The sequence below is a fragment of the Massilia sp. 01N417 genome (genome assembly GCF_056399645.1).
Genome location: NZ_JBFTRS010000013.1, coordinates 1 through 14,923 on the forward strand (window position 1 = coordinate 1; position 14,923 = coordinate 14,923).

Here is a 14,923-nt window from a genome sequence, read left to right on the forward strand (position 1 = left end):
TGGCCGAGACCATCAACGGTTTGTACAAGGCTGAGCTGATCCATCGCCGCGCTCCCTGCAAGACACGCGAGGCCGTCGAGCTGGCGACCTTGGAATGGGTGGCCTGGTTCAATCATCACCGCCTGCTGGAACCACTTGGCTATATACCGCCGGCGGAAGCTGAGGCAAACTATTACGCGCAGTTGAGCTGTCAAGCCATCCCGGCCTGACTCACATAAACCGGCCTCCACGAAAACCGGGGCGATTCAGACTCCGGTTCGTCACCGTATTGATAATGAACTTATCACAGCAAGCTGCGCAGGACGCGCACGACTATGCGGCAGTTTCGAAAGTGAAGCAGTTTTGCGGAATTTATCGAGAATTCAGATGAATCGTGGTCGGAATTTGCTGATTTTGCTGGTTTTGTGTGCGCGGAAACACAGGGCTTTCTTGACCAGACGATGTATGTAATAAGGCAGCTAAGAGCGGCACACCAGGGCTGCGCTCGCAAGGCACCTGCGCCCCGATCCGACGACAGGCTTCGACAGACTCGACGCGCTAACGACACCGTTTAATATCTCATGTGAGTGCTGCGGTAAGCGTCGGGAATGTTCTACGGATAGGCGCAAAGCGTTATCATGCTTCGTCGTGGTTACTGGTCTGGATAACATGTCTTTCGGCAATGAGGCGCTCAGCCTGTTGCGACTTCGGTGCCTCGTTTTCTTTTCTGAAATATTCAGGCGAACATAACACCCTCAGAACGACGGCCCGCGGTACTCCTGCACCTTCCATGAAAAGCATGGCCGGAGAAACGCCGTGCCGGGGCACTAAGCCTCAGCACCCGGTCCACATAATCTGCAGTGGCAAAGTCAGTTCGTGCATCAGTACGGATCTGCTCAGCCATGTCTTCCTCCAGACGAGCGAACGATGCTAGCAGAGCCATAAATACTCTTAAAGTAAAATCTTAGCTTTGCTCTGTAAGACTTTGTCTTTGTGGCTTCTGCGCAAAGTTACTAGGTTGGCATTGTCGATAAGAAAGCTAGCTGGGCCGTCCGATGATGTCGAGTGTTGCCAGCCATGAGTCGCTACACTTTGTTGTCGTTTCGGCAAGGATGGCGGATTACTGGGGCTTGTTGCTACCGCAGAGGCGATTCAGACCGCAGAGTCGGTTAGTCCCTGCTTGGACGCTAGCTTAAGCGAACTCATGTGGTGCAAACTGTGGTTCTCGCCTATCTCATTGATTCGTAAAAGCCAAAACGCCCTGCAAAGCAGTCTAGACGGGTTCGACTCCCGTCCTCGCCTCCAAATTCCCCTAGCAATCCAAGTAATGACAATGGTGGGATTCTCCTTCAATACAGAAGGAGGCTAGATGTTGGGCCGCCGGCCGGATAATCGTTCCGAAGACAAGTTCCGGCGCCTTGACTATCGGGGCCTGCAGACTTGCACGTGAGGGCTTATATGCCCGGGAGCCCACCTGAGGTCCGCCCATTTGACGATCTGGACATGCATGCTGCCGCGGTTGTTGCCGAACGCCCTCCCGTCCCGGAGACTACTTCCGGCACGGTCCCCGGTTCGTCCTTGCCGAATCCTTCAGGCCCGTAAAATGGCCTGATTGCCTGGAAGCCTTGGCCGCCGTGCGTCCAGAGCCCTTCTGCGCCCACACAGACGCATTGGCCCGGTCCGACGCTCGCTCGCCCCGCTGCCGTGACTGTTAGCGCCGCACAGGCGATTGCGGCGCATCGTAATCCGAATAGGGGCGTCATCGCGCTTTCTCCTTCGCTTTTCAAGACGCCCAGATTATGTGACAGCATTTTTTATGCTGATCGCCCGGTATCAATGCACGGAAGTGAACTTCCTGAGGCTGAGGTATTGGCCCTGACGGACCGCTCTACACGTTGAGCAGCGGGCCAGCCGGCACGGCCGCGTCTTCTGCTGGACGATCAAGCTCCGGGCACCATGCGCTCGCCAAGGCAGATGCCGAGCTCGCGCGCGGTGCGTACGGTGTCGCCGCCGACGGGCACGCGCCTGCTACGGCCGGCCACCTCGGCCAGCGCGGCCAATCCGATGTCCTGTCCCTCCAGCGTGACCATGACGCCCGACTGGCCGTTGGCCAGCGTGCGCACCGCCGCGGCGCCGAAGCGCGCAGCCGCGACACGGTCGAACGCCGACGGACTGCCGCCACGGAGCAGGTGGCCCAGCACCACGCTGCGGCATTCCTTGCCGGTCTGCTCCGCCAGCCTGGCTTCGACCCAGGCGCCGATGCCGCCCAGCCGCTCGGCCCGGCCGGCGCCGGCGGCTTCCAGTACTTCGCGCTGTCCGCCGAGCGGTAGCGCGCCTTCGGCCACGACCACGATCGAATGGCGCCAGCCGAGCGCGTCGCGGCCGTGGATGGCGGCGGCGACGGCGCTCGTCTCGAACGGGATCTCGGGCAGCAGGATCGCGTGCGCCCCGCCGGCGATGCCTGCATGCAGTGCGATCCAGCCGGCGTAACGGCCCATCACTTCCACCACCAGCACACGGTGCTGGCTGTCGGCCGTCGTGTGCAGACGGTCGATGCATTCGGTCGCGAAGCCGACCGCAGAGTCGAAGCCGAAGGTCTGCAGCGTCCGGTCGAGGTCGTTGTCGATGGTCTTGGGCACGCCGATCACCCGCAGGCCCTTGCGGTGCAGGCATTCGGCGATCGTCATCGAGCCGTCGCCGCCGACCACCACGAGGGCGTCGAAGCCATGCTGCCGGCACAGCCCGACCAGCTCCTCGCTGCGGTCTTCCTCCGCCAGGCTGCCGTCGTCGCGGCGAACCGGGTAGCGCAGCGGATTGCCGCGATTGGTGCTGCCGAGCATGGTGCCGCCGAGATGGCCGATCCCGTGCACAACCTGCGCCGACAAGGCAACCACCGGCTCGCCAAGGCATTGCGCGGGCGCGAGCAGGCCGTTGAAGCCGTCCCGGATGCCATGGCACTCCCATCCCAAGCGGCCGGCGGCGAGGACGACGGCGCGGATCACCGCATTCAGCCCCGGCGCATCGCCGCCGCCAGTCATGATGGCGATGCGTTTGATGGGCGTCGTCTCCATGCCGGCCTCCTATTGACCGCGCGGCGGGAGCCCGAGACTGCGCTCGACCTCGACCAGGTTGCGCACCGTGGCCACCACCGAGTCGGGGTTCAGGCTGATCGAATCGATGCCCTGCTCGACCAGGTAACGCGCCACTTCCGGATAATCCGACGGCGCCTGGCCGCAAATGCCGACATGGCGCCCGTTGCGCTTGGCACCCGCGATGGCCTGGCGCAGCATTTCCAGCACGCCCGGATCGTGTTCGTCGAAATCGAAGGCGACGATGTCGGAATCGCGGTCCACGCCCAGCACCAGCTGGGTCAGGTCGTTCGATCCGATCGAGAAGCCGTCGAACAGCCGCGCGAAGGCGTCAATCTGGATGACGTTGTTCGGGATCTCGCACATGACGAAGATTTCGAGTCCATCCTCGCCGCGTACGAGGCCGTGCTGGGCCATCGTACGCAACACGTCTTCGGCTTCCTTCACGCGCCGGCAGAACGGAATCATCAGGCGCAGGTTGGACAGGCCCATGGCCTCGCGCACGCGCTTCATGGCCCGGCATTCGAGGGCGAAGCCCTCCGCGTAAGCCGGATGCGAGTAGCGTGCGGCGCCGCGAAAGCCCAGCATCGGATTGACTTCCGACGGCTCGAAGTAGGCGCCGCCCATCAGGCTGGCATATTCATTGGTCTTGAAGTCCGACATGCGCACGATGACCGGTTTCGGCCAGAACGCGGCGGCGATCGTGCCGACGCCTTCGGACAGCTCGCGCACGAAGAATTCCGCCGGCGACGCGTACTCATGGGTCAGCCTGGCGATCGCGGCACGAACGTCCGGATCGGCCACCTTTTCCGGATGCACGAGCGCCATCGGGTGGATGCGGATGTGGTCGGCGACGATGAACTCCATCCGTGCCAGGCCGACGCCGTCGTTCGGCAGGAAACGCGTGCGGAAGGCGGTGTCCGGATTGCCGATATTGACCATGATCCGCGTGCGCGGCATCGGGAGGGCGGCAAGATCGGTGCTGATGCGGCGGAACGGTAGGCGGCCGGCATAGACGTGGCCGGTATCGCCTTCCGCGCAGGAGATGGTCACTTCGTCGCCGGTGCGGATTGCCGCCGTCGCGTCGCCGCAGCCCACCAGCGCCGGCACGCCGATCTCGCGAGCCACGATCGCGGCGTGGCAGGTGCGGCCGCCACGGTTGGTCACCACGCCGGCCGCCGTCTTCATGACGGTGCCCCAGTCTGGCATGGTGGTCTCCGCCACCAGGATCTCGCCAGGCTGGAACTGGTCGAGGTGGTGGGCGTCGGCGACCACCCTTGCCTTGCCGGATGCGACCTTTCCGCCCACCGCGCGTCCGCTTGCCAGCACTTGTCCCTTGCCTTCGAGCCGGTACTCGTCGAGCTGGGTTCCGGATGCGCGCGAGGCGACGGTCTCCGGACGCGCCTGCACCATGTAGAGCTTGCCGTCGATGCCGTCGCGCGCCCACTCGATATCCATCGGTACCGGGTGGCCGGCGCGGGCGGAGTAGTGATCCTCGATCCGCATGGCGGCGTCCGCCAGTTCGAGAACGGCCTCGTCGTCCAGGCAGAAGCGGGTTCGTTCGTCCGGCCCGGTCGGCACGTTACGGGTCGGCTCCGCGGCGCCGGCCGGGGCATATACCATCCTGATCTCCTTGCCGCCGAGGCTGCGCCGCAGGACCGTGCGCCGGCCCTCGCGCCGCAGGGGCTTGAACACGTAGAACTCGTCCGGATCGACGCTGCCCTGCACCACGTTTTCGCCCAGCCCGTAGGCGCCGGTCACGAAGACGACGTCGCGGAAACCGGTTTCGGTGTCGAGCGTGAACATGACGCCGGAGCAGGCCAGGTCCGAACGGACCATCTTCATGACGCCGACCGACAGCCAGACCTTGAAGTGATCGAAGCCGTTTTCGATGCGGTAGACGATCGCCCGGTCCATGAACAGGCTGGCGAAGCAGCGCCGCACGCTGTCGAGCAGCCCGGCACCATCGATGTTCAGATAGCTTTCGTGCTGGCCGGCAAAACTGGCGTTGGGCAGGTCTTCCGCGGTGGCGGAGCTGCGCACGGCCACCGTCAGCGCGTCGCCATATTCGCCGCGCAAGCGCTCCCATGCCTGCAGGATGCCGCTCTCGAGCTCGGGCGGCAGGGGCGCGCGGTAGACGATGGCGCGGGCCTGCGCCGCCCGGCGCGCGAGGTCCTGCATGTCGGCCGGGTCGAGGCCGTCGAGCGCCGCATGCAGTCCTTCCCAAGCGCCGGCGCGGTCGAGCGTGGCCTTGTACGCGGCGGCGGTGACGGCAAAGCCGTTGGGCACGCGCAAACCCTGGCTTCCGAGTTCGCAGTACATCTCGCCGAGCGAGGCGTTCTTGCCGCCGACCAGCCCGACATCCTCCATACCCAGTGTCGAAAACCATCGGATGAAATCGCTAGGGGCTTCCATGGCTTTTCCTCTCGTGCGGGGGGCGATCGGGGAAATCGTAGCAGAGGTGGGTGGCCGTCGAACTTTTATCGTACTCTCACGTGCGCATGACGATGTCAAGACGCGACATCGGAGTGCAATTTGACTGAGGTCAAACAAAAGCTAGTTCACCCCGCCTAGGCTGGATATTGGCCCGGAAACGGAAATGCTGGACCGCAGGGTTCTGGACATGGGTTCGACATGAATCGATCGCTGACCGGCCGGGCATGCCGCCCGCCATCGCCGAGTACCCTGTTGCGCTCGTTCTCGTTCTGCACAGGTATCGAGAACAGTTCACCCGTCATCCGGGGCCCGGATGGCGGGCCGTGCCGTATCGACCAGATGACGGCGTCCGGCCACGACAGGCGGTGGCGCGAAGACTTTCGCCTCGTGCACGAACTCGGGCTGCGCTGCCTGCGCTACGGCCCGCCCTACTATCGAACCCATATCGGTCCGGGCCGGTACGACTGGTCATTTGCCGATGACACTTTCGCCGAACTTTCCAGGCTCGATATCGCGCCGATCGCCGACCTGTGCCACTTCGGCGTTCCCGACTGGCTTGGTAATTTCCAGAACCCCGACTTCCCTTACTACTTCGCCGAGTATGCGGAAGCCTTCGCCCGCCGTTATCCCTGGGTGTGGATGTACACCCCTGTGAACGAGATGCTCGTCACGGCCGAATATTCCGCATTGCACGGCATCTGGAACGAAGGGCTCGCCAGCGGCACGGCCTTCGTGACCGCGTTGTCGAACGTGGTGGAAGCGAACATCCGCGCGAGCGAGGCGATCAGCCGGCATTGCTCGCCGTGGTTCATCCAGAGCGAAGCGACGCGCTATTACCATCCCTACGATCCCGATGCGGCGGAGCGCGCCGATTGCCTCAACGCGCACCGCTTCCTGTCGCTCGATCTCAACTATGCGCGGATGCCTTCGGCCTGCATGGTCGACTACCTGTTCGAGCATGGCATGACACCCTCGAAGCTCGAGTATTTTTTGCGGCGCGCGATCTGGCCCTCCTGCATCATGGGAACGGATTATTATGAAAGCAGCGAGTCGATCGTATTCCCCGACGGGCGGACCAGCGGATCGAATGTGCTGGGCTATTACGGCCTGACGAGGCAATACCACGATCGTTACAGGTTGCCGATCATGCTTACCGAGACCAACCAGGTCCAGTGCCTCAATGCCGTCTTCTGGCTCGAGCGCCAGTGGGCCAACGTGCTGCGGCTGCGCCAGGAAGGCTATCCAATCATCGGCTTCACCTGGTACAGCCTGACCGACCAAATGGATTGGGACATCGACCTGCGCGAGCAGCGCGGCCACGTCACCGAAAACGGCTTGTTCGACATGCAGCGCCGCATCCGCCGCGCCGGCGTCGAATATGGGCGGATCGTCCGCGACTGGAACGAAGTCTTGTCCGGCGGTGTCTGGTTTGACCATACGCCGGGGCACCACTGTTCGTCATGACCAAGAGCCCGGGGCAGGAGAGCGACATGAGCGTTTCCGCACTACTGACCGACCTGTACGAACTGCACATGATGCAGGCTTATCGGGCGGAGGGAATGGATGGCATCGCCGTGTTCGATTTCATCGTCCGCAAGCTGCCGGCCGGCCGCAACTTCCTCGTCGCCGCCGGGCTCGAAGAGGTGCTCGCCTATCTCGAAGCACTCGCCTTTGGCCAGGAAGAGCTTGGCTGGCTGCGCAGCACGGGCAGGTTTTCCGAGAGCTTTCTTCGTTACCTGGGGGCTCTCCGGTTTACGGGCAAGGTCGACGCCATGCCCGAGGGAACGGTGTTTTTTGCCGGAGAGCCGGTGCTGCGCGTGACCGCGCCGATCGCCCAGGCCCAACTGATCGAGAGCAGGGTCATCAACCTGCTCCAGTTCTCGATCCTGGTCGCCTCCAAGGCCGTACGCTGTGTGCTGGCGGCCCAGGGACGGGAACTGGTGGACTTCGGCATGCGGCGGGCCCACGGTGCCGAGGCGGCCATGCTTGCCGCCCGCTGCAGCTTCCTGGCAGGCTTCGATGCGACGGCGACGGTTCTGGCCGGGCAGCGTTACGGCATTCCCGTCGCCGGCACGATGGCGCATGCCTACGTGCAGGCGCACGGCTCCGAAGAGCAGGCGTTCGCCGCTTTCGTTCACGGTTGCAGGGACGGCAGCACCTTGCTGGTCGACACCTACGACGTGCCGCGCGCACTCGAGCACGCGATTGCGCTGGTTCGGCGCCTGCACGATGGCGGCACCGGCCACGTCGCGGCCGTTCGTATCGACAGCGGCGACCTCGCCGAACAGGCCCGGCTCGCGCGCCGGATGCTCGACGAGGCCGGCTGCGGCGACGTCAGGATTGCCGTCAGCGGGGACCTCGACGAATACCGCATCGCCGCGCTCGTGGAACAGGGGGCGCCGATCGACAGTTTCGGCGTCGGAACCCGCATGGCCACCTCGGCCGATGCGCCTTTCCTGGACTGCGCCTACAAGCTGGCGGAATACGATGGACAAGGGCGCCGCAAGCGCTCGCCCGGCAAGGAGACCTACCCGGGACGCAAGCAGGTATTCCGCCGCCTGGACGATGCCGGTATCGTCGTGGAAGACACGGTAGGACTCGAGACCGAATACGTGCGCGGGCGCCCCTTGCTGCAGCCGGTGATGCTGGAGGGGCGGCGTTGTTGTCCGGATTGCACACTGGCCCACATGCGGCAGGAACTGCGCAGCCAGCTGGCCAGCCTGCCCGCCGGCTTGACGGCGCTCGCGCAAGCCGCGCCGCCGCCGGTACGGATTTCTCGCGGCCTGGCCCAGCTGACCACCGTGGTGGATTTTCAGTCCGGGTAAGCCTCAGCCGATGCCGAAACGCCGGATCAGCCATGCCTTGACCGTTTGCGTGGCGACGGCATAGGCGGCCAGGATCCCTGCGAGGCCCCACCAGTAGGCCGGGGGCGGCGGTGCGAATCCGAGGGTGTGCGCCAGGGGCGACCATGGCAGCCACAGTCCGGCGCCGCATACCAGCAGGCTGGAAACCATCAATGGCGCCGATGGACGGTTGGCGAACGTCGGCAGTCCGCTGGTGCGGATCACGTAGACGATCAGGGTCTGCGACAGCAGCGATTCCAGGAACCAGCCGGTCTGGAAGCGTGCCGGATCCTGCGCCGCGCCCAGGCCGAACCAGAGCAGGGCGAAGGTGGCGTAGTCGAACAGCGAGCTGATCGGCCCGAAGCACAGCATATAGCGGCGCAGGCTGTCGACCTCCCAGCGCCGGGGCCGGGCAAGGTAGTCGGGGTCGACGCGGTCGGTCGTCAATGCGGTCTGCGAACAGTCGTACAGCAGGTTGTTCAGCAGGACCTGGACCGGGGCCATCGGCAGGAAGGGCAGCAGTACGCTGGCGCCAAGGACGCTGAACATGTTCCCGAAGTTCGAACTGGCGCTCATGCGGACATATTTGACGATGTTGCCGAACACCGCGCGCCCGACGGTGACGCCTTCGGCCACCGCGACCAGGCTTTTCTGCATCAGGATCAGATCGGCGGATTCCTTGGCGATGTCGGCGCCGGTATCCACCGAGATACCGACGTCCGCCGCTTTCAGGGCGGGGCCGTCGTTGACGCCATCGCCAAGAAAGCCGACGACCCGGCCTGCCCACTGCAGGCTGTGGATCACGCGGGTTTTCTGCTCCGGACTGAGTTTGGCGAACACACTGGCCTGCATCGCCCGCGGTCCCAGTTCGGTGTCGTCCAGGCGGTCGATCTGATCACCGTCCATGACAATATCGTGGCCGATGCCGACCATTCCGCACACATGGCTGCAGACCGCGAGATTGTCTCCACTCAATACCTTGATTGCGACGCCGCTGCGCGCCAGCGCCTGGATCGCCTCGGCCGCGGAATCCTTCGGCGGATCGAAGAATGCAATATAGCCAAGCAGGACCAGGTCGCGCTCCAGTGCCGGGTCGGTCAGGCGTTCGTCGCCCGCGCCCAGCACCCGGTAGGCGATCGCGATGACCCGCAGTCCGTCCGCATTCAGCCCCTGTACCACGGCGCCCAGCTGGTCCGCATGGCCGGCGCCGAAGGGCATCCTTTCGCCACCGCGCCCGGCACTGGTGCAGACGTCCATGATTTCTTCGACAGCCCCCTTGCAGATCAGGATGCGCTGGCCATCCGGCCGGACCAGCACCACGGACATGCGTCGCCGCCTGAAATCGAAGGGAACTTCGCCGATCTTGCGCCAGTCCCGATCGGCGTTCAGGCGGGCATGGACATCGGCATATTGCAGGACGGCCTTGTCCAGCAGGTTTTTCAGCCCGGTCTGGTAAAAGCTGTTCAGATAGGCGTAGTCGACCACGACGTCCGATTCCTTGCCGTCGATGTCGACATGCCTTTCGAGCACCACGCGGTCCTGGGTGAGCGTGCCGGTCTTGTCGGTGCAAAGGACATCGATCGCGCCGAGGGACTGGACGGCGCCGAGGCGCTTGACGATCACTTCCCGCTTCGCCAGCTGCAGCGCCCCGCGCGCCAGGTTGACGGTGACGATCATCGGCAGCATTTCGGGCGCCAGTCCGACGGCGACCGCGGTCGCGAACAGCAGGGCTTCCTGCCAGTTCCCCTTGCTCGCCCAGTTCAGGACAAGAACGAGAGGCGCCATGACCAGCATGATCCGCAGCAGCAGCGCGACCACCCGGTCGATCCCGCGGTCGAAGCTGGTGCGTTCTCGTGCGCTCGCCAGCGCCGCCGCGACCTGGCCGAAACTGGTGGCGGTACCGGTGGCGATGACGAGTGCGCGCGCACTCCCGCTGGTGACATGGGTTCCCATGAAGCCGATGTTGGCGAACCTGGCGCCGGTTCCGTCGACCGGGACGGGACCGTCGCATTTCTCCACCGGCAGCGATTCGCCGGTCAGCGAGGACTGGTCGACGAACAGGTCGACCGTCTCGATGAAGCGCACTTCGGCCGGTACCGGATCGCCGGCCGCCAGTTGCACGATGTCGCCCGGCACCAGCTCTTCGAGCGGATGTTCGGCCGCCGGGGCGCCCGGCCTGAGGACGAGGACGGTGGTCCGTACCAGGGCGCGCAGGCGTTCCACGGCACGGTCGGAACGGTACTCCTGGACGAAACCGAGCAGCGAGGACAGCAGGACGATGACGGCGATGACCGCGGCGCTGATACCCTGGCCGGTAGCGAGGTCAAGCCCGGCAAGACCCAGCAGCAGCAGGGGCAGCGGCCGGACGAGCTGGCCAAGGAGGGCGCGCGCCGGATGGCGCCGCCGCTTCTCCATGACGCTGTTCGGTCCATGGCGGGCCAGCCGGGCGCGGGCTTCGGTGGCGGATAGTCCCTCAGCGCCGCTGCGCAGAAAGCGCAGGGCGGCGCCGGCGTCCAGCCTGGCGACGGCAGCCAGTTCTTCACGGGCGAGCGGCGCCCTCGGCGGCGGCATTCTCAATGTGCGTACAGTACCGGGATATCGGCATCGGCCAGGACGGTCCGGCTGGCGCCGCCCATGCACAGCTCCCGGAACCTGCCGTGGCCATAGCAGCCCATGACAAGCAGGCCGCAGCCGGCTTCCCTGGCCAGCGTCAGCAGGTCGTGGCCGGTATCGTGCCAGGCGTCGCGTACCAGCATGTGCGGCGTCACATGGTGCCGCGCCAGGAAATGCTTCAGGTCCGATTGCTCCATCCGGAACGCCTCTTCGGACGGATCGCGGCCGGCAATCGACACCAGCACCACACCGGTCGAGTGGCGCAGCAATGGCAGGGACGCGCTCAGCGCGAACGACGCCTCCTTGCCGCCGTCCCAGGCCACCAGCACCTTCTGGCTATGCCAGGGCGGCGGGTCGCTGCGCGGCACGACGATCACGGGCCGCGCGCAGCTCAGGATGAGGTATTCCGGCAGCCGTTCCGCCATGTCCGGCATCGATTCCGACGGATCGTCCTGGCTGACGACGACCAGATCGGCAAAGCGCGCCATGCGTGCAAGGCCGTCGTCCGCCTGGTCGCACACAAAACGCTTTTCGTGGCGGACCCCCATCTCGCCGGCGATCTGTTCGAACGCCGCCAGCGCACGTGCGGCATTATCGGCCAGTGGCTTGAAATAGCTGGCGCTGAGCGTGCCTGGCCTGGAGTCATATCCGTGCGGGAAAACGCTGCGCGACACGCCGAACATTGCCGCACCGACCAGGTGGGCGCCGATAGCGTGGGCGAGGGCGGCGGCATAGCGTATGCGTGCCGGCGCATGCACCGATTCGTCGACATGAACGAGGATGGTCTTGAGCATGGCGGTACGCTCCATGGCGGTTGCAACGGGGGCGGGATGGACGGAGGCCGCCGTTGGTTTGCAGTATCCGCATCTGTCATGGTCAAAGTTTGACCCAAGTCAAATCCTCTAATGTGCTTGAGATAGTCCCTTGCTAATATGGCGGGAAGCGCCAAACAGCCGACGCATATATCATGTTTCCCAAGAATTCCAGCGCCGCCGCGGACATCCAGCGCAGGCTCGATCGCCTGCTCGATCATCTGCCCGCCGGCGTGGTCGTGCACGCTTCCGACGGTCGCATTCTCTCGGTCAATCGCCTGGCGCGCGAACTCCTCGACCGCGGGGAAACGGAACTCGTCGGCAGCCAGGCGGACGCCGCGACCTGGAGCTTCGTGGGCGTGGACAAGCAGGCCATGCCACAATCGGCGTATCCGGTGAACGTGGTCTTGCGGACCCGCGCGAAGGTCCGGAACCTGATCGTCGGAGTGCCCGCCAACCTGCCCGAACCCGTACGCTGGCTGATCTGTAATGCCTATCCGGAATTCGATGAGGAGCAGCAGCTGCAGCAAGTGGTCGTGTGCTTCACCGATTGCACGCCGCTGAAGCGCGCCAAGCAGCAGCTGGAAAAGTCCGAAGAGCGGCTCCGGCTGGTACTACGGGGCTCGACCGACGCATCCTGGGACTGGGACCTGGCGGCGGGCGACATCTATTACTCCGATCGCTGGTGGGAGATGCTGGGCTACGCGCCCGGGGCATTGCCGGCCGATCCAGAACTCTGGCTGCGGCTCGTGCACCCCGAGGACGAAGCCAGGTTACGAGAATTCATTGGCACCCTGTTTGCCGACCGGCGCGAAGTCTATGGCGTCGAGTTCCGCCTGCGCCACCGGGACGGCCATTATGTGCCGGTGCTGTCGCGGGGCTTCGTCCTGCGCGATCTGGTGGGCAGGCCGCTCCGTATCGCAGGCACCAATACCGACCTGACCGAACGCAAGGAAGCCGAGCGCCGTATCCATGAGCTGAGTAACTTCGACCAGCTGACCAGCCTGCCCAACCGTAGCTACCTGATCGGGGAAATGCGGAAGATCCTTGCACGTTCGAGCCGCTCGGGCCAGGTGGGCGCCATATTTTCCCTCGATCTGGATAACTTCCGGCTGATCAACGACAGTCTGGGAATCGAAGCCGGCGACAGCCTGTTGAGGCAGGTGGCAGACCGGCTGCGCGACATCCTGCCTCCGGGCGCGCAAGTCGCGCGTGCGGGCGCGGACGAATTCGTGATCGTGATGGAGGAGTTGGGGCGAACCGCCAGGCAGGCCGTGGGCGAAGCGAGCCAGGCGGCCAGGAAGTTCCTCGAAGTATTGGAAAAGCCCTATGTCTGGGCCGGCAGCGACGTCCGGAGCACGGCGAGCATCGGCGTGACGGTGTTCGACGCCGCGGCGACCGATATCGACACGGTTCTGAAGCAGGCTGCGCTTGCGATGAACGAGGCAAAAGTCCATGGCCGCCATGGTCTGCGTTTCTTCGATACCCGCATGCAGGCGGCCGCCGACCTGCAGGCCGCGCTCGAGAAAGCGATACACGGCGACGGCGGGTTGCGCCAGTTCGTGCTGTACTGCCAGCCGCAATTCAGTCGCCGCGGCCGGCTGATAGGGGGCGAGGTGCTGGTACGCTGGCGCCGGCCGGACGGCGAGCTGCTCGGACCCGACGAATTCATCGGCCTGGCCGAGTCGTCGGGCCTGATCCTGCCCTTGGGACACCATGTGCTCGAGCAAAGCTGCCGCGTACTCGGGCGCTGGCGCCGCGACAGGTCGCTGCGCGAGCTCAAGCTCGGTGTGAATGTCAGCGTGCACCAGTTACGGGATCCCGGCTTTCCCGACAGCGTCGCCGCCATTCTCGCCGACACCGGCGCGCCAGCCGGAAGGCTCTGCCTGGAGCTGACCGAAAGCGTGTTTGCCGAAGACATGATGACGATGACCGAAAGCATGCAGCGCCTGCGCATGCAGGGTATTCATTTCTCGCTCGACGACTTCGGTACCGGCTATTCCTCTTTGGCTTACCTGAAGCGGTTTCCCTTGGCCGGCCTGAAGATCGACCGCTCTTTCGTGCACGACGTGCATATCGATCCGAATGCGGTTCCCATCATCAAGGCCATCATCGCACTGGCGCGAACGCTCAAGCTCGACATCGTCGCCGAAGGCGTCGAGCACGAGGCGCAGCGCAAATTCCTGGCCGCACGCGGCTGTTACGCCCTGCAGGGCTATCTGCTCGGCCGGCCGGTGCCGATCGAGGAGTTCGAGCAGGCGCATCGTGCGGCCGCGGAGGCATGAACCGCTGCCCGAACCTTTTCAATGCGCGAGGATCACCGGCAGCGGCAGGCGGCGCAGCACGGTACGGCTGACGCCCCCGAGCAGGATCTCGCGGTAGCGCGAGTGGCCGTAGCAGCCCATGACCAGCAGCTCGGCCCTGCGGTCCTCGACCAGTACCAGCAAGGCATTGCCGACTTCGCCCTTCGCATGGTGGCGGCGCACGTCGGCGTGGACGCCATGACGGGACAGGAAGCGGGCCAGGTCGACATCGCCTGCCGGCGAACGCGCGCTCGAACTCTCCTCGTCGAAGAGCACCACCTCCACTTCCGCGGCGCCGGCGAGCAGCGGCAGCGCCTGGCGTACCGCGCGTGCGGCCTCGGGACTGCCATTCCAGGCAAGCACCACACGTGTGAAGCCGGGCGTATACGGGCGGCCGTTCGGCAGAACGAGTACGGGGGCAGGGGAGTTCATGGCGACGTATTCGGGAATGCCGGCACCTGCCCCGTGGCCGGAAGAGGAGGCGGCAGCGTGTCCGACGACGACCAGGTCGGCGTACAGGGCCTGGAGTGCAAGGGCCATGGCGGGATCCTCGTCGTCGATGCGGTGCTCGAACGAGGCGACCGACATCCGGCGTGCGACCGTATCGAACTGGCTGGCACATCGCTCGGCGGATTCGCGCATCTCGCCGAACAGGGGCGTGAGATCGCCCAGTTCCACCCCCGGAAGTGCGGCCTCCCGCATGAAGCGCAGGATGCCGGTCTGCGCCATCCCGATCAGGTGCGCGCCATGCAGATTCGCGAGCTGGGCAGCGAAGGCAATACGTTCGGCCGCCTCCTGTGATTCGTCGACATGGACGAGTATGGTCTTGATATCCATCTTGGACTCCC

9 protein-coding genes are annotated in these 14,923 nt (G+C 64.9%); 4 read left to right on the forward strand and 5 right to left on the reverse strand.

All coding sequences use genetic code 11. The features are described 5' to 3' along the window. On the forward strand, positions 1 to 209 hold a 209-nt coding region (locus AC1DOQ_RS14860; protein ID WP_477362054.1), incomplete at its 5' end, for an IS3 family transposase. Positions 210 to 1,919: 1,710 nt separating this feature from the next. Here the strand turns inward: AC1DOQ_RS14860 and AC1DOQ_RS14865 are convergent. Together AC1DOQ_RS14865 and ppsA are read right to left on the reverse strand one after the other, a co-directional pair. Next, positions 1,920 to 3,050, reverse strand: coding sequence for a 6-phosphofructokinase (locus AC1DOQ_RS14865; protein WP_477365440.1), 1,131 nt, complete (start codon positions 3,048 to 3,050; stop codon positions 1,920 to 1,922). Positions 3,051 to 3,059: 9 nt separating this feature from the next. Further along, entirely contained in the window at positions 3,060 to 5,483 is a 2,424-nt protein-coding gene (ppsA, locus tag AC1DOQ_RS14870) for a phosphoenolpyruvate synthase (RefSeq protein ID WP_477365443.1), read from the reverse strand. A 219-nt stretch (positions 5,484 to 5,702) separates the two neighbouring features. On the opposite strand from ppsA, the gene AC1DOQ_RS14875 reads away from it, so the two are divergent. Further along, positions 5,703 to 6,968: a family 1 glycosylhydrolase gene (locus tag AC1DOQ_RS14875; RefSeq protein WP_477365446.1), complete on the forward strand. Its 1,266-nt coding sequence runs from the start codon at positions 5,703 to 5,705 to the stop codon at positions 6,966 to 6,968. A gap of 26 nt (positions 6,969 to 6,994) precedes the next feature. After that, on the forward strand, positions 6,995 to 8,329 hold the full coding sequence (locus tag AC1DOQ_RS14880; protein ID WP_477365449.1) for a nicotinate phosphoribosyltransferase: 1,335 nt from the start codon (positions 6,995 to 6,997) through the stop codon (positions 8,327 to 8,329). A 3-nt stretch (positions 8,330 to 8,332) separates the two neighbouring features. Here the strand turns inward: AC1DOQ_RS14880 and mgtA are convergent, their stop codons facing one another. Both mgtA and AC1DOQ_RS14890 read right to left on the reverse strand, forming a co-directional pair. Beyond that, a complete protein-coding gene (gene mgtA, locus AC1DOQ_RS14885) occupies positions 8,333 to 10,918 on the reverse strand; it encodes a magnesium-translocating P-type ATPase (protein ID WP_477365452.1) in 2,586 nt (861 codons plus the stop codon). Between the two features lie 2 nt (positions 10,919 to 10,920). Further along, positions 10,921 to 11,754, reverse strand: a complete 834-nt coding sequence (locus AC1DOQ_RS14890) for a universal stress protein (protein ID WP_477365455.1) — start codon at positions 11,752 to 11,754, stop codon at positions 10,921 to 10,923. A gap of 173 nt (positions 11,755 to 11,927) precedes the next feature. On the opposite strand from AC1DOQ_RS14890, the gene AC1DOQ_RS14895 reads away from it, so the two are divergent. Continuing rightward, complete coding sequence (locus AC1DOQ_RS14895; protein ID WP_477365457.1) at positions 11,928 to 14,057, forward strand: EAL domain-containing protein; 2,130 nt, start codon at positions 11,928 to 11,930, stop codon at positions 14,055 to 14,057. A gap of 18 nt (positions 14,058 to 14,075) precedes the next feature. On the opposite strand, the gene AC1DOQ_RS14900 is transcribed toward AC1DOQ_RS14895, so the two are convergent. Next, complete coding sequence (locus AC1DOQ_RS14900; RefSeq protein ID WP_442121561.1) at positions 14,076 to 14,912, reverse strand: universal stress protein; 837 nt, start codon at positions 14,910 to 14,912, stop codon at positions 14,076 to 14,078. Between the last annotated feature and the right edge of the window lie 11 nt (positions 14,913 to 14,923).